Origin of the sequence: Mycobacterium pseudoshottsii JCM 15466 (assembly GCF_003584745.1) — a bacterium.
GTDB classification, from domain to species: Bacteria; Actinomycetota; Actinomycetes; order Mycobacteriales; family Mycobacteriaceae; genus Mycobacterium; species Mycobacterium marinum.
In genome coordinates, this window is record NZ_AP018410.1 from 3,981,377 (window position 1) to 4,008,066 (window position 26,690).

Consider the following 26,690-nt stretch of genomic DNA (forward strand, 5'->3'; position numbering starts at 1 on the left):
AGGCTGATTATGAGCCTGCTTCCCGCAATACCGCAGCGAACTGCCGAACAGCCCAGTCGATTTCCTGGGCAGTAATCACCAGCGGCGGCGCAAACCGCAGCGTGGAGCCGTGGGTATCCTTGACCAACACACCGCGATCGGCGAGGCGTAAACTGATCTCCTTGCCGGTGGCCAACGCCGGGTCGACGTCGACACCGGCCCACAGGCCAAGGTCCCGCACCTCGAGCACACCCTCACCGATCAGCGCACCCAGCCGCGCGTGCAACCGGGCCCCCAGCTCGGCCGAACGGGATTGGAATTCACCGCGCTCCAGCATCGAGACCACCGTGGTACCGATCGCCGCGGCCAACGGGTTGCCGCCGAATGTCGAGCCGTGTTCGCCGGGATTGAGCACCCCGAGGACATCACGGTCGGCGACCACCGCCGACAGCGGAACCACCCCACCGCCAAGCGCCTTGCCCAGCAAGAACACATCGGGCACCACATCCCAATAGTCACAAGCGAAGGTGTAACCCGTGCGGCCCAGTCCGGACTGGATTTCGTCGGCGATCATCAGCACGTTGTGCTCCGAGCACAGCGCACGAACGTCGGGCAGATAGTCATCCGGTGGAACGACGATGCCCGCCTCCCCTTGGATCGGCTCGAGCAGCACCGCAACGGTGTTCTCATCGATCGCCCGCGCCAGTGCGGTGGAATCGCCGAACGGCACCGAACGAAAACCCGGCGTGAACGGCCCGAATCCACCACGGGCAACGGGATCGGACGAGAAACTCACAATGCTGATGGTGCGCCCATGAAAATTGTTGTCCGCCACGACGATGTTGGCCTGGCCCTCGGGAACGCCTTTGACGTCGGCTCCCCATTTGCGGGCAACCTTCAGGCCGCTCTCCACGGCCTCGGCACCCGAGTTCATCGGCAACACCATGTCTTTGCCGCACAGCTCGGACAGCGCCGCGCAGAACGGCCCGAGGCGGTCGGAGTGAAAGGCGCGACTCACCAGCGTCACGGTGTCGAGTTGGGCATGCGCCGTTGCGATGATCTCGGGATTGCAGTGCCCGAAATTGACCGCGGAGTACGCAGACAGACAATCCAGGTAACGCCGGCCCTCGACATCGGTGATCCAGGCACCCTCGGCACTGGCCGCCACCACCGGCAACGGCGAGTAATTGTGCGCGGCATGCTTTTCGACCAACGCAATCGCGTCGCCGGTTTCATCGACCTCCACCGAAACCGGAGCGTCGAGAATCGTCATGGATGTACCTCCAATGTGCAGCACTTCACGGAACCGCCGCCCTTGAGCAGCTCGGACAAATCGACGCCGATCGGCTCGAAACCGGCCTCACTAAGCTGCAGCGCAAAACCTGTCGCCGCAGCGGGTATTACGACGTTGCACCCATCCGACACGGCATTGAGACCGAAGGCGTAGGCGTCTGCACTGCTCACCAGGATCGCGTCGGGAAACAGCGCCTGCAGCTGGTCGCGTGCCGCCGCACTGAAGGCCGGCGGGTAATACGCGATGGTGTGGTCGTCCAGAACAGCCAGCACCGTATCCAGGTGATAGAAACGAGGATCGACGAGCTCGAGCGAGATCACCGGCATGCGCAGTGCGGCCGCGATTTCGGCGTGCGAGCGCGGATCGGTGCGAAAGCCATATCCCGCCAACACCATTTCGCCGACCCGCAGCAGGTCCCCCTGACCTTCGTTGACATGCCGAGTCGACACCGGCCGATATCCCATGGCCGACATCCAGCGGGCGTAGGCCTTGGACTCACCGGCCCGCTCGGCGAACCGGAACTTGGCGACGATTGCGATGTCGTTTCCGATGAACCCGCCGTTGGCGGCGTACACCATGCCCGGCAGCCCGGGCTCGGGCTCGACCAACTCCACCTGGTGGCCCAGCCCCAGATAGGTCTGGCGCAGTTGCTCCCACTCTGCGAGCGCGACCCCCGCGTCAACCGGCGTCGTGGTGTCCATCCACGGGTTGATCGCATATTCGACCGCGAAAAACGATGGGGGGGTCATGGCATAGCGCCGCGGGCTGGCCGCCCGGGTGCGCTTGCTGGACTCTTGCCGTGCCGGCGCGCCCGCCGGTGTGCCCGCCGCAGCGACATAGTAATCCGTCATGAAACAAAGATATTTGCCCTTTCTTGCACAATCAAACGATGATCATTGCGCGTCGACCATCAATATGTTGCGCTAGATTCCCATGTATAGCGATCTGTTGCGCGCCGAGACGAGAGGGGTGACATGGATCACCTGGACGACACCGACGACCGCATTCTGGTCGAGCTGACCGACCATGCCCGGGCCACTTTCGCCGAGATCGGACAGAAGGTGAATCTGTCCGCACCGGCGGTGAAACGCCGGGTCGACCGGATGATCGACAACGGCGTGATCAAGGGCTTCACCACCATCGTCGATCGCAACGCGCTCGGCTGGCATACCGAGGCTTATGTCCAGGTGTTCTGCCACGGCAGGATTGCGCCCGATCAGCTGCAGGCGGCGTGGATAGATATCCACGAGGTGGTCAGCGCGGCCACCGTGACCGGCACGTCGGATGCCATCCTGCACGTACTGGCCCGCGACATGGGCCACCTCGAGACCGCGCTCGAACGCATCAGATCGAGTGCCGACATCGAACGCAGCGAAAGCGTCGTCGTGCTGTCGAACCTGATCGACCGGATGAGGCCCCAGCCCTAAGCGGCGTGCAGCATCGTCTCGATGACCACTGCGGCACCGCTGGTTGCGGCCGTGATCGCCAGTGTCACCCAGTCCCCCAGTTTCGGCCGCGTGGGGTTCGCCGACAGCTGACCGGTGCCACCGCGCGCGGTGATCGCGTCGCCCATCTCGTCCGCCCGGCGCAACGTCACGGTGATCGCCGCCGCCAGCAGGTCGATCACTTCCATCCCGCGCCGCTGCCGGCGCGCCTTGCGCGTCACCGGCATCGGTCTGGGCCTCAGCCGGCGGGCAGCGTAGAGCACCTGAAATTCGTCGATGAGCATCGGAAAAGCGCGCAGCGCCAGCGCCAGAACCACCGCCCATTCGTCAACCGGGATCCGCAGCAGCCGCAGGGGCCGGCCCAAAGTCGCGACCGCGGGCCCGATTTCGGCGACATTGGTGGTCCAGGAAACCATCGCCCCCAACGCGAGCAGCACGATCGACAGCGCGGTGATCCGCAAGAAATTCAACGCTCCGCCCAGACCGAGCTCGACACCGCCCACCGAGACCATCGGATCACCGCCGGCCAACGCAGCCGTCAGCCCACCAAACGCGAGGACGACAAAAAGCCAGCGCGGCATCGATGGCACCGCACCGCGAGGAATGTGCGCGATCCAGGCCGCCACCAGCACCAGCGCCGCCATCAACCCGATGGTGACCCATCCCGGATAAAACGTCAGCAGCACCGAGATCGCGAAAACCACCAGCAGCTTGGCGCCGGCCCACAGGTCGTGGATGGCAGACCCGCGCGGCACCGGCACCAGCAATACCACCGGTCGCGCGGCGCGCCGGGAGCCACGTTCTGGGGTAGCCGAGGCGCTCGGCGACGAAACAGTCATGGCTTGCCCCCTGCCCCTGTTCGGCCCCCAAGTCCTCCGGCGGCGGTCGTCGAGACCGGTTCCATGACACCGTTGTTCAGATGCAACGTCCGCGGGCAAAGCTCGTCCATGCCGGCGAAGTCGTGCGAAATAACCACCACCGTCAGACCCTGTTCCCGGCGCAGGTCTTCCAGCAGGCGCAGCAATCCACGCTGGCTGGTGGCGTCCAGCCCGGCCAGCGGCTCATCAAGGATCAACGCCCGCGGCGAGCACGCCAGAAGTCCGGCCAGCACCACACGGCGCATCTGCCCGCCACTGAGCTGATCAATGCTGCGCTTGGCCAGTGTGGGATCGAGCCCAACCACGCTCAGCGCCGCGGCCACCCGGTCCTCGTCGCGGGCCGAGAAGCCGGCCGCCGAAGCGACTTCCAGATCGACCCGGCTACGCATCAGCTGCAGGCGCGCCGCCTGGAACGACAACGCGACCGCACCCACCTGCTCGTGGGTGGGCCGACCATCCAGCAGGCAGGCGCCGGTGGTGGGGACGGCCAGCCCGGCCATCACCCAAGCCAGCGTCGACTTGCCAGAGCCGTTACCGCCATGGATCAGCACGCCGTCGCCCTGCTCCACCACAAAGTTGAGATCGCGCAGCGCGGTCTTGGCCCACGGGGTGCCGATGTTGTACTCGTGGCCGACGCCGATGAGTTCGAGCGCCGGCCGCTGCACTCCGACGCTCACCGCCACAGCCGGCGCGGGCACCGGCGCGGTCTCGACCATCTCGGCGTTATCCGGCGATTCGCTCAAGTCGACCGTGCGGTCGGCGGAGTCGGCCTCGTTGTTGTAGTGCGTGATGTGCACCAGGGCGGTGCGGTGCCGTTTCGTCAGACCGGACAGCACCCGCAGCAGCGCTTCGCGGCCTTGCTGGTCGACCATGGTGGTGACCTCATCGGCGATCAGCATCGCCGGCTCCCTGGCCAGCGCCGCCGCCAATGCCAGTCGCTGCAGTTCACCGCCGGACAGATTGCCGGTCTCGCGTTCCGCGAGCCCCTCTAGGCCCACCTCCGCAAGTTGCTGGTCGACATCGATCTTGGTGCCCGGCGGCAGACCCCACACCACGTCGTCGGCCACCCGGGTACCCAGCACCTGACTTTCCGGATGCTGCAGTACCACCGCCGTGCCGCCGAGCTTGCCCAGACCCACCGCGCCCGGCCGCTCCACAGTGCCCGAGGTCGGCTCCCGCCCCGCCAGGATCAGCATCAGCGTGGTCTTCCCGGAACCATTGGCCCCGGTGATCGCGATGTGTTCGCCGACGCGAACGTCGAGGCTGACCTCACGCAGCGCATCTTGTCCGGCACCGGGATAGCGGAAGCGCACCTTGTCCAGCCGCACCGGGACCGGCTCGATCGAGGTCGCTTCGCCGTCCACGGGTGCGTCCAACTTGTGCACATCGGGGATTCCGCGCATCCGCTCCAGCAGGCGCGACAGCGCCCACCACCCGATCAGCGAGACCACCATGATCGCGACGGTGAAGTAGCCGAGCAGCACCCACGGCCAATAATGCAGACCCTCGGCGAAGTGGCGCTTCAGATCCTCGGCGGCGCCCTCCATGCCCATCCGCGCCATGAACGAGGAGAGCCCCTCCACGTTGGCGGTCATCACCTTGAAAATCAGGTGCCGCAACCGCGTCAGCGCCGCCAACATGCCAACCATGGCCGAGCCGAACGCCAATCCGGCGATCAGGGACGAGACGATCACCGTCGGTGTGCCGCGCCCCTTGCGTTTCACGATTCCGGTCAGGCCACCGATGTAGGCGCTGTGCACCACCCCCATGAATCCGCCCAGTCCGGCGATCAGAAAAGCGATCAACCCCGCGGCGACCGTGGCCGCAACCAGCACCCGCAAGCGGTAGCGGTAGGCCAGCAATCCGGTGGGGACGGTGCCCAGCAACGCCAGTCCGGCGGCAAACGGAACGACGACAGAAATGATCGCGGTCACCGCGCATAGCGCGGCCATCACCGAGGCCTGCGCCAATTCGCCCGGCCGGAGCGGCCCGCCTCGGTGGGGCGGCGCAAGCGGGGCTGACGCGGTCATTTCATCGATTCTGCCAGCCTCGGGCCGGCGGGGCGCCGCAGCACACCGCCATACGCTGGTTTGATGTGATGGGCCCCACGATTAGCGGCACTTAGCAAAGCTATGAAACGATAGGAACATGACCTCATCAGCCACAGCCAACCAAGCCCAGGTTGCGCACGGCCTTGGAGCAGATCTGCTGGCCGTCGTCGCGCGGCTGAATCGGCTGGCAACGCAGCGCATCCAGATGCCGCTGCCCTCCGCTCAGGCACGGCTGCTCGCGACCATCGAGGCCCAGGGCGAAGCCCGCATCGGCGACCTGGCCGCTGTCGACCACTGCTCGCAGCCCACGATGACCACTCAGGTGCGTCGGCTCGAAGACGCCGGAATGGTGACCCGAACCGTCGACCCGGGCGACGCCCGCGCCGTCCGGATTCGTATTACGCCAGAGGGAATGCGCACATTGAGCGCGGTGCGAACCGACCGGGCCGCCGCTATCGAACCGCAGCTGGCCCGGCTCGAGCCGTCGGACCGCCAGGTGCTCGCGGATGCGGTCGAGGTGCTGCGCCGCCTGCTGGACAATGCGGCCGCCACGCCAGGCCGCAACACCCTCTGACCGACGCGGTGCATCCTGGATGGATAGACCCGTCCAGCGGGTACACACTTAGTTCCAGACCGGTTGGCCGGGGAGCTGGACGCGATCGGTGACGGAAGGTGGCGGGCATGCGGACCGAGGCATCTTGATACCGAACGGTTTCCCTCTGACCGTGTGGCTCGGATCGATGCGCTACGTCTTTGCTCCGGGCCGCGACGCATTGGTGGGTTACGGGAACAAGTTCGATATCCGCCTGGATGGCCCGGCACCCTTTGACACCTTTGACCGGCCAACCCCGGAACTGGCACTGCGATTCGCCGGCAATCGTTGGGTGGCCATCGATCAAAGCCGCAACGGCATGTTCGTTGACGGAGCGCGGTTGGCGACCGTCGACATCCGTGACGGCCTCACGATCACCGTCGGCGATCCCCACCATGGAACGCCGCTGCGCTTCCAGGTCACCGCTGCCGCCGGAGCGCGATCGCTACCTGCCGATCCGCCACGAGGCCCGGGGCATCCGCCGCCGCGTCCCGCCCGGGCCGAGCCCGCCCCGCCGCAGCCCGTCCCCCGGGCAAACCGACGGAGTCGGTCACCCAGCAACTTCCCACCGCATCGGCGACCCAACGAATCGCCACGCCACCGCCGGCACCGTCGACGTTCGAGCGGGCGACCCGGCCAATCCGGTTGGCACCCCTGGGCGCACCCGCGGCCCCTCCCCCGATGCCACCGCACCCACCAGCACCGCCATCACCACCGCGTCCGCCATCACAGTCCTCTCCGACGCCGCCGACCCCCGAGTTACCCGCGGCGTCGGCACCAGCTGCGTCCGAGGGCGAGGAACAGCCCAAGAGCCGGGGCCTGGTGGAGCGGATGATCGACGCCACCCGCAAGCTGCTGCCCGGCCGTGCCGAAACCGACTCCGCCTCCGCCTCCGCCTCCGACTCCGACTCCGGTTCCAGCACCGGCACCGGCACCGGCGAGTTGCCGTCGACCAACCGATTGCCGCTCAAGCCCGGCGCACGCACGATCGGCGCGGCGGCATATCAATTGGGGCTCACCGTCGACGGGCACGAGCTGATCTCGGACGTCTCATTCACGACGCGCCCAGGCTCGTTGATCGCCGTGGTCGGCCCGTCGCGAGCCCGCAACTCCAGCCTGGCCGGGCTACTGGCCCGCACCCGACCGCTCAGCGACGGTGTCCTGACCGTCGATGGTCACGACGTCGCGGCCGAACCGGAATCGATGCGGTCGCGCATTGGGGTGGTAACGCGGGACAACCGGGTACACCCGCGGCTGACCGTCGAACAGGCACTGAGTTATGCCGCCAGGATGCGGCTGCCACCAGACACCTCGGCCGACAATCGCCGGCGCGTGGTGAACCAGGTTCTCGACGAAGTCGAGTTGACCGCGCAACGCGCCACCCGGGTGGCCAAACTGACACCCGACGAGCGACGGTGCGCGGCGATAGCAATCGAACTCATCACCCGACCGTCGTTGCTGGTGGTCGACGAACCGAGCGCCGGGCTGAACCCGGCGCAGGAGATGCATGTGCTGGCCATGCTGCGCCGCCAGGCCGATCTCGGGTGCGTCGTCGTGGTCGCATCCATGCCGCTGGCCCACCTGAACATGTGTGACCAGGTGCTGCTGCTTACCCCGGCCGGGACCTTGGCGTTCGCCGGGCCTCCCGTCCAGATCGAATCGACGATGGGCACCGCCAGCTGGCCGGACATCTTCGCGCGGGTCAGTGCCGATCCGCAGGCCGCGCATCAATCGTTTCAGAACCGGCTACGCGCGTCGGTGTCACCGACACCACCGTCGGTGCTCGAACCCGAACGGCGCCCCGCCGAACTCACCTTCGGCGCGCAAGTCCGCCTGATACTTCGCCGCCAGGTGCGGGTTTTCCTCGCCAGCCGGCTGTACTTCGTTTTCCTGGCGCTGCTGCCATTTGCGTTGGGTGCCCTGACGTTACTGATTCCCGGCGATTCCGGCTTGGATAGACCGCCCCCGGGCAGCGGCAACCCCCACGAAGCCGTCGAGATCCTGGCGGCCCTCAACTTCGCCGCGGTGCTCATGGGCACCGCCCTGACCGTTCGCGATCTGGTCAGCGAGCGCCAGATTTTCCGCCGTGAACAGGCCGTTGGGCTATCAGCTTCGGCCTACCTGATCGGGAAGATCATCATGTTCGGCCTGGTCGCGGCCGTTCAGGCCGCGATCCTCACCGCCATCGTTCTGCTCATCAAAGGCCAGCCGGTGCACGGCGCGGCGCTGCTCCCCAACCCCGGTGTCGAGATCTATGCCAGCGTGGCGGCCACGACCATCGTGTCCGCCATCATCGGGCTGACGCTCTCGACGTTGGGCAGCTCGCTGCGCGAGGTCTTGCCGCTGGTGGTACCGGTGATCCTGGCGTCCTTACTATTTGCCGGCGGCCTGGTGCCGCTGGTGGGAACCTGGGGATTCGACCAGATCGCGTGGTTTGTCCCCGCCCACTGGGGATTTGCGGCGACCGCATCCACGGTTGATCTGCACCGCGTCGACGTGCTTGCCACCCACAATGAAGTGTGGGCGCACTATGCGGGCTGGTGGGCCTTCGACATCGGCATGCTGGTCACCTTCGGTGTCGTGGCAGCCGGACTTGCCCGCTACCGGCTACGGGCTCCCGGCGTCCCGGCAGATCACGGCATCGCCCACAGCAGGAGTTGAGTGACCTTGGCGGGTGAGAAGTCGTTGTCACTCACCAGCACCACCGATTGACGGCCGTCCGCCAATTTCGGTCCCAGCGTGATTCCTTCGATGTTGTTCAGCGGTGACAATGCCGCGGCCGCCGCCGTGCCGGCCAGGGCGGGCAGGTCGGCGGCCAGCGTCTTGCGCATCGGGGTCAACGGCGTCCCGTGAGTCGTTGGCATCGACAGCACGTCCGTCGCGGCACCGATCTCGGCGCGGAAGATGCGGATGACCGGAGGCACCGTCGCCGTTCGTTCCACCACCAAGAACGTCGTATCCGACAGGGCGACCAGATCTGAGACGCCGTTGCGGACCGCGGGCGATGCAGCCGGCTCCATGGGGTAGGCGTACTGGGCGCTGGGCGCGGCCGTCTCCACGTCGAATTTGGTGAAACGCGTCAGCACTTGGCGGCCGGTGTTGGCCGGCGGCTCGTCCTGCAAACCCGGTTCTTCCATCGCGGCGTACAGCGACCGACCGTCGGGTGTCAGCGCCAGACCCTCGAGCGCCTGATTGTTGCGCGGCCCGGTGCGTTGGGCGGACACCGCCAGATTCGGCGGCAAGGTGAACTGTCCCAGATATCGGCCGTCCAGATCCGCTATCCGGATCCACGGGTCCAACAGCCCCGATTGCCGATCGGTGAGTCGCTCACCTTCGGAGCTCCAATACAGTCGCCGCCGGGCGGTGTCCACGGCGATGCCTTCCAGATCAGGGGAAATCACCGGTGGCGTGCTGCTGCGATTCAGCGGCCCGAACGGCTTACCGTCGCGGTCCAGCAAGGAATACGCACCGGTGACGGTGATGTCGCTGACGCCGATGTCCGACAGCGCCAGCCGCATTGTGAAGAACCGGCCGGGTCCCCGGTCGGAACGATCATCGCTGATCACGTAGTAGACCTGACGGTCGGCGTCGTAACTGATGCCCGAGAGTCCGCCGATCACGGCGCCATCGACGCTGGCTCCGAACGGGATCTGCGCCTGGCCGAGATAGCTCAGCAACGCAGCTGGGGTGCGCACCCCGCCCCGCTGATGTGTCGGGGCGCAACCGAAGACCGCGGGGCACAACACGCACCCCACTAGCAAGCAGGCCAGCAGCCGGCCGAGAAACGGTTTCACATCACCGAAGCGATAAGCAGCCCAACCAGATAGGTCGCGGCGACCGCGACCGAGCCGAATAGCAATTGCCGAAAAGCGCTCCACCAAATCGCTTTACGGGTGAACCTCGCGGTCACACCACCGGCGATCAACAGGCCGGCTCCACCGAAAATCAACCCAGCCGACAACGAGCCGAATCCCAGCAAGTAGGGAATCAACGGCATGACCGCACCGATGGCGAACATCGCGAAAGACGAGATCGCGGCCGCCGATGCGGATGGCTTCTCGGCCGGGTGCACACCGATTTCTCCGACCATATGGAAGTTGACCGCCCGGTTCTCGTCGCGATGGATCTCGTCGGTGGCGGTCTGGGCGGTCTTTTCGGTCATCCCCATGTCCACCAACATCGCGACCAGCTCGGCCCGTTCTGCTTGCGGACGGGCACGCAACGCGCGACGTTCCACATGCACCTCGGAGTCGATCTGTTCGTTGGCCGTGGTCACCGAGGTGAATTCCCCCAGTGCCATGGAGAACGCGCCCGCCAACAATCCGGCGATGCCACTGACGATCGTGGCGTGAACGCTCTCGGCCGCCGCGACACCGGCGATCAGGCTGGTATTGCTGACCAGACCATCCATCGCGCCGAAAGCCGCGGCTCGCAACCAGCCTCCGCTCACATCGGAGTGCGCGTGCCCAACGTCGAGAGCCGATTCGGGGTTGTGATTGGAATCGGTTGGTTCTGGGGTCGACATCGCAATATCTAAACCCACCTCAGCCTCCGCTGATCGGTCAGGATGGGCCCCCGACGGCCTCCGATGGGCCAAACCCGAGACGCTGGTGTCTCACACACCCCGGTTTAGCGAGCTACGGTTCGGGTATGGCGCCGGACATGACCAACACAGCCAAACATCTGCGCGACGCCCTCGACGGCCGGTTCCGCGACGTGAAAAACGAGATGCGGCAGCAACTGACCCTGGAGATATTCCGGCCGCACTACACACCGAACACCGTCATCGCGCGCGCCAAGGTTGCCGAACAGATGAAATTCATGGCCGGGGCGGGAGCGGCCGAGGACAGCTTCCGCAAAGAACATGGCGGCACCGGCAATGTGGGTGCGGCCATCACCATGATCGAGATGCTGGCGATGTCGGACCTGTCGCTGATGGTCAAGGCGGGCGTCCAATGGGGACTGTTCGGCGGCGCGGTCGAAAATCTGGGCACCGAGCGCCACCACGAACAGTACGTCCCAAAGATCATTGACCTGCAGCTGCGCGGCTGCTTCGCGATGACCGAGACCGGACACGGCAGCGATGTCCAGTCACTGGAAACCACGGCGACCTACGACGCCGATACCGAGGAGTTCATCATCGACTCCCCGACCCCTACCGCCCGCAAGGACTACATCGGCGGCGCGGCCGAAACCGCAACCATAGCAGCGGTTTTCGCGCAGCTGATCACTCAGATCGACGGCGAACAAGCCAATCACGGGGTGCACTGTTTCTTGGTTCCGATCCGCGACGAGGACGGCAACGATCTGCCAGGTGTGACGACCTCGGACTGCCACTACAAGGGTGGGCTGCCGGGCGTCGACAACGGCCGCATCACCTTTGATCACGTTCGGATTCCCCGGGTGAACCTGCTGAACAGGTACGGCGACGTGGCCACCGACGGCACCTACAGCTCGCCGATCGACAATCCCAACCGCAGGTTCTTCACCATGATCGGCACGCTGATCCGTGGCCGGGTCACCGTTGGCGGCAGCGCGGCCGCGGCCGCTCGGGTTGCGCTGGACATTGCCACCCGATATGCGTTGCAGCGCAGGCAGTTCAGTGCACCCGATGACGACGACACCGAAGTGCTGATCATGGACTACCTGATGCACCAGCGCAGGCTGTTCCCGCTGATCGCGCGTTCGTATGCGCTGCAGTTCGCACAGAACGAACTGGTGTCGAAATGTCATGACCTGCAGACAACGGACTCCCCCGACGCCGAAGAGCAGCGCGAACTGGAGGCTCGCGCCGCCGGCCTGAAGGCCGCCAACACCTGGCACGCCAGCCGTGCCATTCAGGAAGCGCGCGAAGCGTGCGGCGGCGCCGGCTACATGGCCGAGAATCGGCTGATCGCGTTGCGGGCCGACACCGACGTGTTCACCACGTTCGAAGGCGACAACCACGTGCTGACCCAACTGGTCGCCAAGGAGCTGCTCACCGCGTACGCCGACGACATCCGCAGTATGAGCCCGGTCGAGTGGGTGCGTTTCGCGGCCAACGCGGTCGGCGACCGGGTGATGAAGCGCACCGCGGCCGAAGCGATCATGCAGCGCATCGTCGACGCCCGCCAGGACAACGAAGAAGAAGGCAGCCTGTTCAACCGCGGCACCCAAGTCAAGATGTTCGAAGATCGCGAAGACTATCTGTTGTCCTCGGTGGCTCGGCGGCTGCAGAACAAATCCAACGAAATGTCGGCGTTTGATGCCTTCAACGCGGTCCAGGACCACGTGCTCCATGCCGCGCAGGCCCATATCGACCGGGTGGTTCTCGAGGCTTTCGTCGCCGGCATCGAGTCATGCACCGACAAGCAGGCCCGCGAGCTATTGGGGGTCGTCTGCGACTTGTACGCGTTGTCGGTAATCGAGGAAGACAAGGCGTGGTACATCGAGCACCGGTACCTCTCGACCGAACGCGCCAAGGCAGTCACCCGGGGCATCAACGATCGATGCCGGGTGCTGCGCCCGCACGCCAGGACGCTGGTGGACGGTTTCGGCATCCCGAAGCCCCTGCGTTACGCCGAGATGCTGCATCCCGAGAATCTTCCTGACTGAGATCGGACCGCTCAGCGTCCGGCCATTTGGTCGTTGACCAGCGGGCTACTCAGGCGACGAACGTGACTTCTGGCTCCATCGGATCGTTGGGCTCCATGTCCTTGCCGTGGAGCTTGAGCAGATACTCGTAGTTGGAGGGCAACGTTTCAACCAGATGCCGCTGCTTTTGCTTCACATCGAGGAACAGCGCATCCGCTTCGTGGATAGCCTCCGACTGGTAGTTGATCGCCGGCAGTGTGTGACCAGGCAGCACCCCCAGGGCTCCGGCGTTGTTGATTAGCAGGCTTGTGAGCTGGGTTGATGATCTTTGGTGCCGCGCTATTGGGGCCGGAGTGTAGGCACGGGCTATCTGGAGAACGATCGAGTTGGTTACTGTTCGTCGTTGGTCTGGAGTTGCCCGTGCCTACCGTTTCAGTATTGCCTGTGTCGTCGGTTCCAGAGGTGTTCGACCGCTGGAGTCCTGGTGAGCGCAGCGAGCTCATCGGATCGGAGTTTCTCGATGTGTTGGCCTCGGTGCCAGACCCGAGGGGCCCACGCGGTCGGAGGTATTCGCTGATGGCTTTGTTGGCGATCGCGGTTCTGGCCACTGCCGCGGGGATGCGCGGCTATGCTGGTTTTGCCACATGGGCGGCCACCGCTCCCGATGATGTGTTGGCCCAATTAGGGGTCCGGTTCCGGCGGCCCAGTGAGAAGACCTTCCGCGCTGTTTTGTCTCGGCTAGACCCCGCCGACCTCAACGCCAGGATGGGCAGTTACTTCACTGCACACGTGGCCAGCAGCGACCCCAGTGGATTGGTGCCGATCGCGTTGGACGGCAAGATGCTGCGTGGTGCTTTACGCGCCAAAGCGACAGCCACGCATCTCGTGTCGGTGTTCGCCCACCGTGCCCGATTGGTGCTCGGTCAACTCGCTGTCGCCGAGAAAAGCAATGAAATTCCCTGCGTACGCGCCCTGCTCACGCTGCTGCCGGGTAGCTTGCGGTGGCTGGTCACCGTGGATGCGATGCATACCCAGGTCGTCACCGCGAAGTTGATCTGCGCCACCTTGAAGTCGCACTACCTGATGATCGTCAAGTCCAACCAAGCCAAAATACTTGCGCGTATCACCGCGCTGCCCTGGGCCGAGGTGCCCACAGCCGCTACCGACGACTCCCGCGGCCACGGCCGTGTCGAGACCCGCACCCTGCAAATCATCACCGCTGCACGAGGAATCGGCTTCCCCTACGCAAAACAAATCATCCGGATCACTCGTGAACGCTTGATCACCGCCACCGACCAGCGCAGCGTGGAGGTAGTCTATGCCATCTGCAGCCTGCCGTTCGAGCACGCCCGCCCTACCGCGATCATGACCTGGATGCGTCAACACTGGGGAATCGAGAACAGCCTGCACTGGATACGCGACGTCACCTTCGACGAAGACCGTCAAAGGGCACATACCGGAAACGGCGCACAGGTCCTAGCAACGCTACGCAACACCGCGATCAATCTGCACCGCCTCAACGGCGCCGACAACATCGCCGAAGCCTGCCGGATCACCGCTTTGACCGCCAACCGCCGCCTAGACCTCCTCAATCCACAATTCCCCAGCTCACAAGCCTGCTAATCAACAACGCCGGAGCCCTGGCAGCACCCCCAGACCGGCGAAAATGCAGTAGTAGCTGCCGTTGGTCCAGAAGTTCTCGAACTCCGCGTCGAAGTTCGAGTAGTACGACGACTCCGTGGCAATTGGCGGATTGACCGGCACGCCCGCCTTGTACATCGCAACCTTCTCCTTGATGGAATCGGTCAACGTGAGTTCCTTGTTGGCGCGCCAGAATTCGGTATCGGTGCGAGGCGAGAAGTAGAAGTGAGCCTGCGGGAAATCGCGGGTCTCGTCGAATAGGGTATCGATCTTTCGGTTGAACCGATCGATGAGCACCGGGTCAAAGCGGCGGTCCGGGAAGTGCTTGGCCAACTGGTATAGGGCCGCGTAGATCAAAAAGATTCCGGTCGACTCCAACGGCTCCAGGAAGCACGAGGAGAGGCCGACGCTCACCACGTTCTTCACCCACGACCGGCGGTTGCGTCCCACCCGGAACCGAATCTTGTTCAGCGGCGTGTCTTCCGGGTCGAATTGCCACAAGTTGCAGAAGTCGCGAATGGCCTCGTCTTGTGATGCGAATTGACTGGAGTACACATATCCCGACCCGAACCGACCGAGCAACGGCGTGCGCCACGTCCAGCCGGACTTCATTGCGATCGCCGAGGTGTAGGGCTCAATACCGTTGGCCGCATCGTCATGCCGGATCGGTGTGGCGACCGCACTGTCACACAGCAGGTGGTCGTTCATATCGATGAACGGCTCGTTCATCGCTTCATTGATCAGCAATCCGCGAAAGCCCGAGCAGTCGACAAACAGATCTCCATCGAGTCGGCGACCTTCCTCGGTTCGAAGCGCGGTGATGTACCCGTTGCTGTCCTTTTCAGCCAAGGTCATCTTTTCCTGCACGTGCACGACACCAAGGTTCTTGGTGGCGAAGCGTCGCAAGAAGTCCGCTACCAGCGCCGCGTCGAAGTGCCAGGCGTAGTAGGTGGCCTGAGTCCCCTCCAGGTACCGAGGCGCCTTCATGGCGTCCATGATCGCGGGCTCACGGAAGCACGCATAGTCGAAAGGCTCGGAGGTTCCACCCTTTAGCTGATTGCGGGCCCAAAAGTGCGACAGTGGAATGTGCTGCGGGGACGGCAGCAATCCGAACGGGTGGTAGAAGTGGTCCGGCCTCCCCCGCCAGTGACGGGCAACAGGTGATCCCTCACCCGGGGTGCGCCAGTTGATGAACTTGACCGCGGTCTTGAAGCTGGCGTTGCACTCGCGCATCCACTCGTCCTCGGGGATGCCGAGGAAGTCAAACACCACCCGCTGCAAATTCGGGACGGTGGCCTCGCCGACGCCGATACGCGGAACGGAGGGCGCCTCTAGGACGGTGATTTCTACATTGCCCTGCAGCGCCTTCCCAAGATATGCAGCCGTCATCCATCCCGCGGTGCCACCGCCGAGAACTACGACCTTCTTGATCAGGTTGTCATCCACAGACTTCAATTCCTTTCCGATTGGTCGGCCGATCGCATAGGTGCGGTCTGGTCCGGGTGCTCTGACGTTGCTGGCGTGTCGCTCCAGCCAGTGCGGGTAACGACGCAGTCCCGAGCCCGATCACGGGGCGGCAGCGATACGGCTGCTGTGGGAAGGACCGACTTCCACACTTTGGCGGCGCCGCTGGACGCCGCGAAACATCCACTGATCTTGGCCTTTTCGTCTCCCGGCCAGACGTCCAAGCCGGCTAGCTGGCCGTCCGGACTCGAGACAGCCCGCGGCAAGGCACACCCCGGGGGGAAGCAAGGGCCGTGCCGCGGGCCGAGTCCAGGACGTGGGTGGCACTACGGTCGAGCCGTGCGACCGCCGACTCAGCCATCCCAGCCGGTACATGTAGCTTATCTATGTTATTAACCATCGGCCGCACTTCAGGGATAGAGGCCGACAAGATGGCGAATCGATGATAACCCGCTCTTGGCATGGCGAACTTTCACTGTGGGCCCAGTAGACGCCGCCCAACAGTAGGACCGCATCTCCGGTAAAGTCAACCAATTAAATAGTATTTTTGTTTACCAGTTGCTAACGTGTCTATTCATGTCTAACACAGCCGCCGACCGGCCGGCGCCAACCGAATCGAGAGCACGCGGATGACGGCTACCGTCCAGGACGAGACAGCGGACGACGGCGCCAAGCAGCCTGGAGGCAAACATCAAGCGGGCGCGGATTCGCTCACCCCGCCAAGTGCAGATTGCACCTTGGGCAGAGGCCGCGCTGACGCTCGACAGTTCGGCATTGCGCGCACCACAGCCGACGGCGACCGGGTCGACCTGCCGAGCCTGGTCGCGGAAGCCGAACAGATGGGCGGCATAACACCAGGTCAAGCGGCTCTTCTGGTCGTGCACCACGCGGCTCTGCAAGCAGTACTCCGATACGGAAGCCGAAATTTACAGTCACGTCACATCGACGATATGCGCTCCGGAAATTTGGTATGCGCGCTCGCTATCACTGAGCCCGATGTGTCGGGGTCCAATCTGCGCGGCCTCACCAGCAAAGCAGTCAGAGATGGCGACGATTGGGTGATGTCCGGGGCGAAGTCCGCCATCACCGGAGCACCGTTGGCCGCATTCTTCGTCACTCTGATCCCGTTCATCGTTGAAGGTGGCGTGGCGTTGACGGCCGTGTTGGTGCCATCCGACAGTCCGGGAGTCACCATCCAGCCTCCCGAGGACATGTATGGATTATGGTCCGTGCCGATCTCTGGCGTTCGCTACGAAGACGTGCGCATACAGAGCTGGCAAATTCTTGGCAAAGTCGGCAGCGGGGTGGACGTCATCGGTGACAGTTTGCTAGTTGGACGAATCTGCGCGGGTGCGATCAGCCTTGGCGTGCTGAAACGCGGCGCTCAATTGATGTACCGCTTCGCGTCACGCCGGCAGGTGAGCACCGGCCGCCTTGCCGACGACCCGGTGTTCCAGCGCCGGATCTCTCGCATCACGGCCGAAATTGCCGCCGTGGAGGCCCTACTCTCCACCATCACAACGGAATTCGAGGTACCCCAGGAAATAGCTCTAGCGCTGAAGGTGGCCTCCTCGGAGTTCGCCCACCGCGCCACCGACGATGCGATGCAAACGCTCGGATGGAGAGGCTACATGGAGGCCAGCGGCGTGGCCGAACTGATGCGCGATGTCCGCTTCCTGCGGATCGGCGAGGGGCCCTCTGAGGCCCTGTTGACCGAGTTGGGCAGCCGGTTGGCCGCGCACGACGACACCATCTACGACTGGATCGCCGACCGTGATCCCTCATCGGATGCAACTAGTCGGCTACGCGAGACGGTCAGCGAGCTCACCGCAGAAAGCTCGACTGGCCTCTTCTGCGACCTTGGCTGGTTTGGCGTGTGGGCGATCCTGGATGCGGTCGTACCGCGGGGATCCGCGGCCAGCGCCCTCATTGAGAACGCTTGGCATCTGGCCCGTGTCAGCGTCGCGGCGCGACCGGCAACGGGTAGCGATTTTCTGCAGTCAATACCAAACTTTGCCGACTCGGTCGGTACGCTCGACGAGTTTCTGTCCTGCCACGCAACGGAAATCGATCCGACGCTGCACCCCACACGGGGCAAAGCCAGCCAAGGCGAGCCACTCGTCGGACCCGAAGCTCCAGGTTGGCAAGAGACCGTGCACGACCTGGTCTACGCCCAAATCGCGCGAACCCCTGATGCAATCGCCCTACGAGACGCCAGCGGGCACAGGATCACCTACGCCGAACTCGGAGAGCACGCGGACGCGCTCGCCAACCGCCTTCGCGCGCAGGGAGTGCGAAACGGCGATGTCGTCGGGGTCTTCCTCAGCCGCGACGCTCGGATGGCCATCGCCGCAATCGCCGTTTTGCGGGTCGGCGCGGTATTGCTCATGCTCAACCCTGCCCACCCAACTCGCCGAGTGCGCGACATGATCGCTGACGCGGACGTCGGCTGCATCGTTGCGGACGAGCAGACCCGCGCGCTGCTTCCAGCGAATGCGCCAGAGTTGATCATCGCCGATGGCAGCGGTGAGCCCGGTCCGGTGATTTCGCGATCGGACCCACGTGGACCGCCCACGGCGAAATTCCGTTCGCCGACTTGCTGGAACGCTTTGGCACGCGGCTGCAAAAGTCAGCGTCGCTGACTGAGGTGTCCTTCGTGCCCGAAATCGCCCTCGCCCGCGGTCCACGGTTCGACCGGGCGCAAACCACTCCCGTGCCACATGATCCCAAGCGCGCCCTGTTCAAGCTCGGACTGGTCCTGCAGTCCGACGACAAGGATCTGTATCTGACCTTCGATTTCAGCACCGCGCTGTGGGCCCCCCGGACCATCGAGCGGATGGCCCAACACCTGGTCACCCTTCTCACCCGCGGGTTGGCTGAGCCGGACGTCCCATTGAGAAGCTTCGCCATGCTGACCGATCATGAAATCGAAGAGTTGCGTTCTGTCGACGGGCGTCGCGATATCCCCCATCGGCACCGAACATTGCACCTGGGCTTCGAAGCCCAGGTGGACGCGGCTCCGAAGGCAGAGGCCGTTCGGTCCAACGGGAGCGGCCTGACCTACGCGGAGCTCGACGCGGCGGCCAATCAGCTGGCCAGGTTATTGATGTCCAACGGGGTAGTCCGCGGGGACAAGGTGGCGCTCTTGCTCGAGCGAACCCATCTCATCCCGATCGCTGTGTTGGCCATCGTCAAGACCGGTGCGGCCTATGTCCCAATCGATGCCAGCTGGCCGGCAAGCCGGGCGGAGCTAGTACTTGCGGACTCGGCTCCCTCAGCCATTCTGACCGAATCCTCGTTGCGGCACGTGGTGGCCGGATACGACACCACGATCCTCGAATTGGACTCGATGGAGATCTCCGATCAACCCACGCAACGGGTCCAGGTCGAGGTCGACTCCGAAGACGTCGCCTACGTCATCTATACGTCGGGGTCCACTGGCCGCCCCAAGGGTGTCGAGGTAACCCATCACAACGTGATGCGTCTGTTCAGTGCGACCGAGGAACTATTCACCTTCACCAACAAAGACCGTTGGTCGATGTTTCACTCCATCGCGTTCGACTTCTCGGTCTGGGAACTCTGGGGGGCATTGCTTCACGGCGGGTGCGTGGTGGTGGTTCCTTATCTGGTGACCCGAAACCCGGTCGCATTCCGCGAGTTGCTCACCGCCGAGCGGATCACCGTCCTCAACCAAACGCCCTCAGCATTTCGGATTTTGCGCGACGCGGACGCCAACACCAACGCCGGACTCTTCTTGCGCTACGTGATCTTCGGCGGGGAGAACCTGAGTTTTGCTGATCTGCTCCCCTGGATCGATGCGCACGGCGACGCACGCCCCGAACTGATCAACATGTACGGCATCACCGAGACAACGGTGCATGTGACGTTACGCCGGGTGCGTCGCGAAGATGTCCTCGGCGCCAACGGTTCCAACATCGGCCGCCCGCTGCCGGACCTGGAATGCCTGCTAACCGACCCGGCGGGCAATCTGGTCCCCTACGGAGTGCGGGGAGAGATCTGCGTTGGCGGTCACGGGTTGGCCAATGGGTACCTGGGCCAGCCGGAGTTGACTAGCCAGCGTTTCATTCCACACCCGTTTCGCGGCGGGGAGCGCCCCTACCGATCCGGTGATGCCGGGCGACGCTTGCCCAATGGCGATATCGAGTACCTGGGCCGTCTCGACAACCAGGTCCAGCTCCGGGGTTTTCGCATCGAACTCGGCGATGTGGAAGCCGCGCTCCTCGCGCTCGACGGAGTATCGGCCTGCCATGCGATGGTGCGCTCCGATGGAGGCGAATCCCGTTTGGTGGCCTACGTTGTCACTCACTCCGGCGAACAACCGGAAATCGGGCCGACCCGCCGGAGCCTGGCAGCGCGCCTACCTGACTACATGTTGCCGGCAGCCATTGTCGCCGTGGAGTCGCTGCCGCTCACCGTGAACGGCAAGATCGACCAGAAGGCGTTGCCGGAGCCAAAGGGGGCTTCCACACGGGCGGCCAGCGACGGTGCTGCGCAAACCACCGCCACTGCGGTACGCACCTCGACGAAAGATCGTGACGGCGCCGTGCTCGATCAGATCCGGCACCTCTTCGCTCAGGCTCTGGACCTGGACTCCGTTGCTTCATCGGACAACTTCTTCGAGATTGGTGGCGACTCGATGCGCGCGGTGCGGGTCTCGGTCAAGGCCAAAGAACTCGGCCTCGCGGTATCGGTGCAAGATCTGTTCCAGTATCAAACGCCGGAGGAGCTCGCTGCTGGGCTGACGTCTGCCGAGTCAGCCGAGAACGACACTTCAGGCGTTGAATCCTGGTCAACGGCAATGCTGTTGGAGTCGGATTTCAGGGCGGAGGGCGACCGACCCGCAACCGCGACAGACGCCTATCCATTGGCAGCCTTGCAGGCGGGGATGCTCTTTCACAGTAGGGTCGACGGGCCCAGTGTCTATCACGATGTGTTCAGCTACCTGGTTCGGGCGCAGTGGGACGAGACCGCCTTCCGCGCCGCCCTGGACGAGATCACGGCCAGACACCCGATTCTGCGCACGACCTTCGAGCTCGCCGCATACTCGCAGCCACTGCAGATAGTGCACGAATCGGTGGCAACACCACTCACAGTCGTTGATCTGTCCGGTCTTTCGGAATCCGATCAAGAGGCTGCACTATCGCGGTGGATGGACAACGAGGCCCACTCACCCATCGAATGGCAGAGCTGCAACCCATTTGGGGTGGTAATCCATCTGCGTGATGGCAACCGCTTCGAACTTGGGCTGACTTTCCACCACGCACTGCTGGACGGCTGGAGCGTGGCGGAACTGCAACGCGACCTCCTGAGCAGCTACGACACCTTTCGGAGACATGGAGCGGCGCCGTTCCGAGCGCCGCTGCGGACCAGCTTCCGCGACTTTGTCGCACTCGAGCGTCAAGCGGAGCGCAGTGCCTCGAAAGTGTTCTGGCGCAAACAGCTTCAAGGGCTCGAAACCGCGCATTTTACCGGGGAGCGATCCGGCTCCAGCCGCCTCGAGACCACATGGTGGGAGTTTCCGCGTGATATCGAGGCGCGCCTGTCAGAGGTGGCCCGCAATCGCCGCGTACCGCTGAAGAGCACGCTGCTCGCCGCACACATGGTGGTCAACGCCCGACTCGCCGCTACCGACGATGTGGTCAGCGGCTTGGTCGTCAACGGCCGGCCGGAAACCGACGACTCCGCCCACGTACTCGGCATGTTCCTCAACACGGTCCCGCTGCGGATGCGATTGACCTCGACCGACTACATCGGGCTCATTGATGAGGCCTTCGCCGCAGAACGTGCTGTGCTGCCGCATCGTCGAGTCCCGTTGCGGACAATTCAGCGCGACATCGGAATCGGCGAACTCTTCCAGACGGCGTTCAATTTCGTCAGCCTGGACCAAACCCGGGACACGGCGGATCCCCCCGCGGAGCGGTCCGTGACCATACGGCGAAAACTGATCGAACACACCAACCTTCCCCTGGTCACCGTGTTCGTGAAAGAGAACGACACGCTTGGCATCGGAATCGAATTCGATCCGCGCATCCTGCAAACCGAACAAGTCAGCGCGATCCTCGATGCCTACCGTGATGCGGTTGCTGCCGTCGCGAACGGAGGGTCGGCACCGTTGCCCAGGTTCGGGACGGAAGCTGCGCTGAATCTTCTCCATCGCACTCGCCGTATCGCTGCACACATATCCGACGATGCGCGCTCCCGGGTTCGCGAGGATCTAAGGCGAATTTGGGAAGACGTGTTGGACCGGTCCGTGGACACCACCGACAGCGTGGGAGATAGCGGTGGCGACTCCATTCACGCACTGGTACTCAGCGAGCGGATCGCAAAGGCATTCGCCTGTGATCCCCCACTCGTGCAACTCCTTCAGGGCGCCACGGTGGAGCAACTTGCCGCACTACTGACCGACTAACCAGGAAGACGAGTCCACGATGTCTGTTGACGCACCAGACACCGCGGCCGAACAGGGCCCGGAGATCCTTACACCGGACGTGTTCCGCGAGTTCATGAGCAGCTATCCCAGCGGCGTAACCATTGTCACCACCTACGACCACGATGGCGCTCCTCGCGGATTCACCTGCTCCTCGATGTGCAGCGTGACCATGGAGCCTCCGACCTTGCTGCTGTGCGTGAACACCCGCAGTACCACCCTGGATGCGGTTCAAGACTGCACACGCTTCGCCGTGAATCTGTTGCACAGCGGCGGCGAGTCCGCCGCCCGCGTCTTTTCCTCCGTTCAAGAGGACCGCTTCAGCAAGGTTCGCTGGCGAGCGAGCACCACAGGCGGACTGCCCATTCTGTACGAAGACGCCCACGCCATCGCTGAATGTCGGCTCACGGCCACCCGCAACGTGGGAACCCACACAGTTCTATTCGGCGAGATCGACGCCATCATTCTGGATCACCAACCGCTCCACTACCGCGCAGACATGAACCCGCTGCTGTATTGCCGGCGGCAGTTCACCGCGTTCCCGACCCAGCAGCCGTAGGCCCGATCCCACCAGCCAGCTCTTCGCAACAGAAAAGCGAAGGCGTCGCCCAACACGAGAAAAGGGGGAAGCACGTGCGCGCCGACGAACTCTTGGAATTCTTTCTACAGTTCGGGCTGCTGCTGCTCGCCGCCACGATTCTTGGCAGAGTGGCCATTCGGCTGGGAATGCCCGCAATCGCTGGTGATTTGTTCGCCGGGGTGCTGCTCGGACCATCGGTACTCGGTCAGATTGCACCAGGATTATCCAGTTGGCTGCTGCCCGAGCAAGTCAGCGAACGGTTGGGTCTTGACGCGGTCGGCACCTTCGGAGTGCTACTGCTGATGGGCCTTACCGGGATGCAAGTTGACTTGAATCTGCTGAAATCCAACCGGCTTGCCATCACCAAAATCAGCGCGGCTTGTCTACTCGTCCCGGTCGTGTTTGGCCTCGGTATCGGGTTTCTGATGCCGAGCGTGCTGACCGGCGGCTCCAACCGCCTCGTCTTCGCGCTGTTCCTCGCCGTTGCGCTCTCGGTCAGCGCGATCGCGGTGATTGTCAAGACGCTCTCCGACCTTGGCTTGATGCACCGCGATATCGCTCAACTCATTCTGGCTACGGCGGTCATCGACAACGTAATAGATTGGGTATTGCTATCCGTCGTCTGCGCGATGGCACTCGCCCATCTATCCGTAGGCACCGTGCTGCTGACCGTCTTCTTGATCATTTCGGTCGTGGCGGCAACGATTATCGGCCGCAAAATAGTCGAAGTCTTGGTCAACAGTCGCCAGCAACCAGCAGCGGCAGAACATTCCGCTGGCCCACGGCCCATCCTGGCCTACGCAGTCGAGCTGGTAATGCTGGCGGCCGCCGCAACTCACGCCCTCAAACTGGAACCAGTCCTGGGGGCGTTTGCCGCAGGAATCGTGTTGGCAGCGTTGCCGCCGGACCGCCGCAGCGGCCTTGATTCGCTACATCCCGTTGTCAACAATGTTCTCGCTCCGCTGTATTTCGCCACCGCCGGGCTGCAGGCCGACCTCACGGGGCTAGCGGACAGGACCACGCTCGCCGCGGCGCTCGTGGTACTTGCCGCCGCGGTGGCTAGCAAGTTCCTCGGAGCCTACATCGGCGCCAAGAGCAGCGGGCGTAGTGGCGCCGAGGCCGTCGCGCTCGGTGCAGGACTAAACGCGCGAGGCGTTATTCAGATCATCATCGCCGATACCCAGGGCTCCGGCGTTGTTGATTAGCAGGCTTGTGAGCTGGGTTGATGATCTTTGGTGCCGCGCTATTGGGGCCGGAGTGTAGGCACGGGCTATCTGGAGAACGATCGAGTTGGTTACTGTTCGTCGTTGGTCTGGAGTTGCCCGTGCCTACCGTTTCAGTATTGCCTGTGTCGTCGGTTCCAGAGGTGTTCGACCGCTGGAGTCCTGGTGAGCGCAGCGAGCTCATCGGATCGGAGTTTCTCGATGTGTTGGCCTCGGTGCCAGACCCGAGGGGCCCACGCGGTCGGAGGTATTCGCTGATGGCTTTGTTGGCGATCGCGGTTCTGGCCACTGCCGCGGGGATGCGCGGCTATGCTGGTTTTGCCACATGGGCGGCCACCGCTCCCGATGATGTGTTGGCCCAATTAGGGGTCCGGTTCCGGCGGCCCAGTGAGAAGACCTTCCGCGCTGTTTTGTCTCGGCTAGACCCCGCCGACCTCAACGCCAGGATGGGCAGTTACTTCACTGCACACGTGGCCAGCAGCGACCCCAGTGGATTGGTGCCGATCGCGTTGGACGGCAAGATGCTGCGTGGTGCTTTACGCGCCAAAGCGACAGCCACGCATCTCGTGTCGGTGTTCGCCCACCGTGCCCGATTGGTGCTCGGTCAACTCGCTGTCGCCGAGAAAAGCAATGAAATTCCCTGCGTACGCGCCCTGCTCACGCTGCTGCCGGGTAGCTTGCGGTGGCTGGTCACCGTGGATGCGATGCATACCCAGGTCGTCACCGCGAAGTTGATCTGCGCCACCTTGAAGTCGCACTACCTGATGATCGTCAAGTCCAACCAAGCCAAAATACTTGCGCGTATCACCGCGCTGCCCTGGGCCGAGGTGCCCACAGCCGCTACCGACGACTCCCGCGGCCACGGCCGTGTCGAGACCCGCACCCTGCAAATCATCACCGCTGCACGAGGAATCGGCTTCCCCTACGCAAAACAAATCATCCGGATCACTCGTGAACGCTTGATCACCGCCACCGACCAGCGCAGCGTGGAGGTAGTCTATGCCATCTGCAGCCTGCCGTTCGAGCACGCCCGCCCTACCGCGATCATGACCTGGATGCGTCAACACTGGGGAATCGAGAACAGCCTGCACTGGATACGCGACGTCACCTTCGACGAAGACCGTCAAAGGGCACATACCGGAAACGGCGCACAGGTCCTAGCAACGCTACGCAACACCGCGATCAATCTGCACCGCCTCAACGGCGCCGACAACATCGCCGAAGCCTGCCGGATCACCGCTTTGACCGCCAACCGCCGCCTAGACCTCCTCAATCCACAATTCCCCAGCTCACAAGCCTGCTAATCAACAACGCCGGAGCCCTGCGCCGATACCGCATACGACCTGGGAATATTCAACGACAGTTTCTATACGATTGTTCTACTCACCGCCATCGCAACATCCGTAATGGCCGCACCGATCCTTCGAATTGCCGCGGCACGAATTGCGATCGATCCGGACGATGAAATTCGCCGACAGGACGCCCTCCCAGAAGCCCATTAGTCGACCTCTCAACAGTTCCGTTAGAGAAATCCAGCGGAATATCAGCACCGCCAGCAGAGTAAGGAGCAACTGACCATGCACGCCGATCGCCAGGAATTGACCCGGGAAAAATACAACAATATTGCAACACAATATGCCGCCGGTATGATAAACATGGCGCTCTACCATGATTTGTGCCAGAAGCCGGTCATCATCGACGCCCTCACCGAAGCTGCCGGCAAGAGCCTGCTCGACCTGGCCTGTGGCGACGGGTTCTACACGAGGCAGTTTCGCACTCTTGTCAAAGCGGGACCCGTCAGCGGCTCCGACCTGTCAGCTGAGCTCATCAGCCTCGCAATGAGTCAGGAGAACCAGAAGCCGCTGGGGATCGACTACCGGGTCGACAATATCTTGAATCTGCAGGAATCGCGGACCTTCAATACCGTGACAGCGATTCATCTTCTTCACTACATGCCGGATCCGGTGAGGCTGGAAACCGCAATGCGCAACGTTTATCGGTTGCTCGAGCCAGGCGGCCGTTTCGTCTCCTTCAGCTTCAATCCCGATTTCCGAATCGAACTCCATGACAAGAAGGACTCGGAGGAGAAGTTCGGCTACTACGTCTCCAAGGCCGAGGAAAAAACGGCGGGTTGGTTCATTTTCATCCAGCCCGAGTCGAGGGCCTGGTGTTCGAAGTGTACCGGTGGCATAAATCCTGCATCGAGGATATCGCATCGGTGGTCGGGTTCACCGATATTGAGTGGCGGTCTCCATTCGTAGCGAAAGCCGGGCTAGATGAATTTGGTGCCGACTTCTTCGAGAACCACTTCAATAATCCACAAGGAAAGTTGCTGATCCTCACCCGCTAGGTCGGACCCGGCCAGCTTGGCGACCGGCACCAGTGGGCAGGCCCTTGTTTGGGCGTCAGGGTTTCTTCGGCCTGCCGGGTTCCGACGCCAGCTGGCCGGGGCGATCGCCGCTCTTGCACTCGAAACCCCATAACGCGCGGGCCGATCGAGCCGCAATGGGCGTTGCGCAGCG

General features: G+C 63.5%; 17 protein-coding genes and 2 pseudogenes. 11 read left to right on the plus strand and 8 right to left on the minus strand.

Annotated elements, in window-relative coordinates:
* Window positions 1-7: 7 nt before the first annotated feature.
* The gene (rocD, locus tag MPSD_RS18170) at window positions 8-1,252 is read right to left on the minus strand and encodes an ornithine--oxo-acid transaminase (protein ID WP_020786823.1); all 1,245 of its coding nucleotides are present in this window, start codon (window positions 1,250-1,252) and stop codon (window positions 8-10) included.
* Entirely contained in the window at window positions 1,249-2,124 is an 876-nt protein-coding gene (gene ddaH, locus MPSD_RS18175) for a dimethylargininase (RefSeq protein WP_020786822.1), read from the minus strand. Before ddaH ends, rocD begins: the two co-directional genes overlap by 4 nt.
* A gap of 123 nt (window positions 2,125-2,247) precedes the next feature.
* Here ddaH and MPSD_RS18180 point away from each other — a divergent pair, with 123 nt between their 5' ends.
* Complete coding sequence (locus MPSD_RS18180; RefSeq protein ID WP_012395248.1) at window positions 2,248-2,700, plus strand: Rv2324 family transcriptional regulator; 453 nt, start codon at window positions 2,248-2,250, stop codon at window positions 2,698-2,700.
* Here MPSD_RS18180 and MPSD_RS18185 read toward each other — a convergent pair.
* The gene (locus MPSD_RS18185; RefSeq protein WP_086085486.1) at window positions 2,697-3,557 is read right to left on the minus strand and encodes a CbiQ family ECF transporter T component; all 861 of its coding nucleotides are present in this window, start codon (window positions 3,555-3,557) and stop codon (window positions 2,697-2,699) included. The genes MPSD_RS18180 and MPSD_RS18185 overlap by 4 nt on opposite strands.
* A complete protein-coding gene (locus tag MPSD_RS18190) occupies window positions 3,554-5,626 on the minus strand; it encodes a DUF2232 domain-containing protein (RefSeq protein ID WP_084472556.1) in 2,073 nt (690 codons plus the stop codon). Before MPSD_RS18190 ends, MPSD_RS18185 begins: the two co-directional genes overlap by 4 nt.
* A gap of 118 nt (window positions 5,627-5,744) precedes the next feature.
* Here MPSD_RS18190 and MPSD_RS18195 point away from each other — a divergent pair, with 118 nt between their 5' ends.
* Window positions 5,745-6,221: a MarR family winged helix-turn-helix transcriptional regulator gene (locus MPSD_RS18195; protein ID WP_012395250.1), complete on the plus strand. Its 477-nt coding sequence runs from the start codon at window positions 5,745-5,747 to the stop codon at window positions 6,219-6,221.
* 151 nt (window positions 6,222-6,372) lie between these two features.
* A pseudogene (locus MPSD_RS18200) lies at window positions 6,373-8,900 on the plus strand (ATP-binding cassette domain-containing protein).
* Here MPSD_RS18200 and MPSD_RS18205 read toward each other — a convergent pair.
* Both MPSD_RS18205 and MPSD_RS18210 read right to left on the minus strand, forming a co-directional pair.
* A complete protein-coding gene (locus MPSD_RS18205) occupies window positions 8,873-10,033 on the minus strand; it encodes an esterase-like activity of phytase family protein (protein WP_086085487.1) in 1,161 nt (386 codons plus the stop codon). The pseudogene MPSD_RS18200 and the gene MPSD_RS18205 sit on opposite strands and share 28 nt — an antisense overlap.
* Complete coding sequence (locus MPSD_RS18210; RefSeq protein ID WP_012395253.1) at window positions 10,030-10,764, minus strand: VIT1/CCC1 transporter family protein; 735 nt, start codon at window positions 10,762-10,764, stop codon at window positions 10,030-10,032. Before MPSD_RS18210 ends, MPSD_RS18205 begins: the two co-directional genes overlap by 4 nt.
* A gap of 125 nt (window positions 10,765-10,889) precedes the next feature.
* On the opposite strand from MPSD_RS18210, the gene MPSD_RS18215 reads away from it, so the two are divergent.
* Window positions 10,890-12,833, plus strand: coding sequence for an acyl-CoA dehydrogenase family protein (locus MPSD_RS18215; protein ID WP_020786817.1), 1,944 nt, complete (start codon window positions 10,890-10,892; stop codon window positions 12,831-12,833).
* Window positions 12,834-12,882: 49 nt separating this feature from the next.
* Here MPSD_RS18215 and MPSD_RS18220 read toward each other — a convergent pair whose 3' ends face one another.
* On the minus strand, window positions 12,883-13,086 hold the full coding sequence (locus MPSD_RS18220) for a hypothetical protein (protein ID WP_232022583.1): 204 nt from the start codon (window positions 13,084-13,086) through the stop codon (window positions 12,883-12,885).
* 146 nt (window positions 13,087-13,232) lie between these two features.
* Here MPSD_RS18220 and MPSD_RS18230 point away from each other — a divergent pair, with 146 nt between their 5' ends.
* Entirely contained in the window at window positions 13,233-14,435 is a 1,203-nt protein-coding gene (locus MPSD_RS18230; RefSeq protein ID WP_420811928.1) for an ISAs1-like element IS2404/ISMul1 family transposase, read from the plus strand.
* Here MPSD_RS18230 and MPSD_RS18235 read toward each other — a convergent pair whose 3' ends face one another.
* Window positions 14,436-15,899 (minus strand): tryptophan halogenase family protein, encoded by a 1,464-nt coding sequence (locus MPSD_RS18235; RefSeq protein ID WP_232022584.1) that lies wholly within the window; start codon window positions 15,897-15,899, stop codon window positions 14,436-14,438.
* Between the two features lie 968 nt (window positions 15,900-16,867).
* Between MPSD_RS18235 and MPSD_RS29575 the strand changes: the two genes are divergently transcribed.
* From MPSD_RS29575 to MPSD_RS18270, 6 genes and pseudogenes are all read left to right on the plus strand, one after another.
* Window positions 16,868-18,559, plus strand: coding sequence for an acyl-CoA dehydrogenase family protein (locus MPSD_RS29575; protein WP_036426452.1), 1,692 nt, complete (start codon window positions 16,868-16,870; stop codon window positions 18,557-18,559).
* Window positions 18,484-22,347, plus strand: a pseudogene (locus MPSD_RS18240) (amino acid adenylation domain-containing protein); the annotation flags it as partial. The gene MPSD_RS29575 and the pseudogene MPSD_RS18240, both read left to right, overlap by 76 nt.
* 19 nt (window positions 22,348-22,366) lie before the next feature.
* Window positions 22,367-22,924 carry a flavin reductase family protein gene (locus MPSD_RS18245; RefSeq protein ID WP_015356444.1) on the plus strand — a complete coding sequence of 186 codons (558 nt, stop codon included), beginning with the start codon at window positions 22,367-22,369 and terminating at the stop codon, window positions 22,922-22,924.
* A gap of 74 nt (window positions 22,925-22,998) precedes the next feature.
* Complete coding sequence (locus tag MPSD_RS18250; protein WP_086085862.1) at window positions 22,999-24,150, plus strand: cation:proton antiporter; 1,152 nt, start codon at window positions 22,999-23,001, stop codon at window positions 24,148-24,150.
* Window positions 24,151-24,269: 119 nt separating this feature from the next.
* Window positions 24,270-25,472, plus strand: a complete 1,203-nt coding sequence (locus MPSD_RS18260; protein ID WP_420811928.1) for an ISAs1-like element IS2404/ISMul1 family transposase — start codon at window positions 24,270-24,272, stop codon at window positions 25,470-25,472.
* A 273-nt stretch (window positions 25,473-25,745) separates the two neighbouring features.
* Window positions 25,746-26,429: a class I SAM-dependent methyltransferase gene (locus tag MPSD_RS18270; protein WP_232022587.1), complete on the plus strand. Its 684-nt coding sequence runs from the start codon at window positions 25,746-25,748 to the stop codon at window positions 26,427-26,429.
* Window positions 26,430-26,690: the final 261 nt, after the last annotated feature.

Excerpts from the sequence above, each read along its gene's own strand:
- rocD (WP_020786823.1), bottom strand. The coding sequence starts at position 1,252 with ATGACGATTCTCGACGCTCCGGTTTCGGTGGAGGTCGATGAAACCGGC.
- ddaH (WP_020786822.1), bottom strand. The coding sequence starts at position 2,124 with ATGACGGATTACTATGTCGCTGCGGCGGGCACACCGGCGGGCGCGCCG.
- MPSD_RS18180 (WP_012395248.1), top strand. The coding sequence starts at position 2,248 with ATGGATCACCTGGACGACACCGACGACCGCATTCTGGTCGAGCTGACC.
- MPSD_RS18185 (WP_086085486.1), bottom strand. The coding sequence starts at position 3,557 with ATGACTGTTTCGTCGCCGAGCGCCTCGGCTACCCCAGAACGTGGCTCC.
- MPSD_RS18190 (WP_084472556.1), bottom strand. The coding sequence starts at position 5,626 with ATGACCGCGTCAGCCCCGCTTGCGCCGCCCCACCGAGGCGGGCCGCTC.
- MPSD_RS18195 (WP_012395250.1), top strand. The coding sequence starts at position 5,745 with ATGACCTCATCAGCCACAGCCAACCAAGCCCAGGTTGCGCACGGCCTT.
- MPSD_RS18210 (WP_012395253.1), bottom strand. The coding sequence starts at position 10,764 with ATGTCGACCCCAGAACCAACCGATTCCAATCACAACCCCGAATCGGCT.
- MPSD_RS18215 (WP_020786817.1), top strand. The coding sequence starts at position 10,890 with ATGGCGCCGGACATGACCAACACAGCCAAACATCTGCGCGACGCCCTC.
- MPSD_RS29575 (WP_036426452.1), top strand. The coding sequence starts at position 16,868 with ATGCGCTCCGGAAATTTGGTATGCGCGCTCGCTATCACTGAGCCCGAT.
- MPSD_RS18245 (WP_015356444.1), top strand. The coding sequence starts at position 22,367 with ATGTCTGTTGACGCACCAGACACCGCGGCCGAACAGGGCCCGGAGATC.
- MPSD_RS18270 (WP_232022587.1), top strand. The coding sequence starts at position 25,746 with ATGCACGCCGATCGCCAGGAATTGACCCGGGAAAAATACAACAATATT.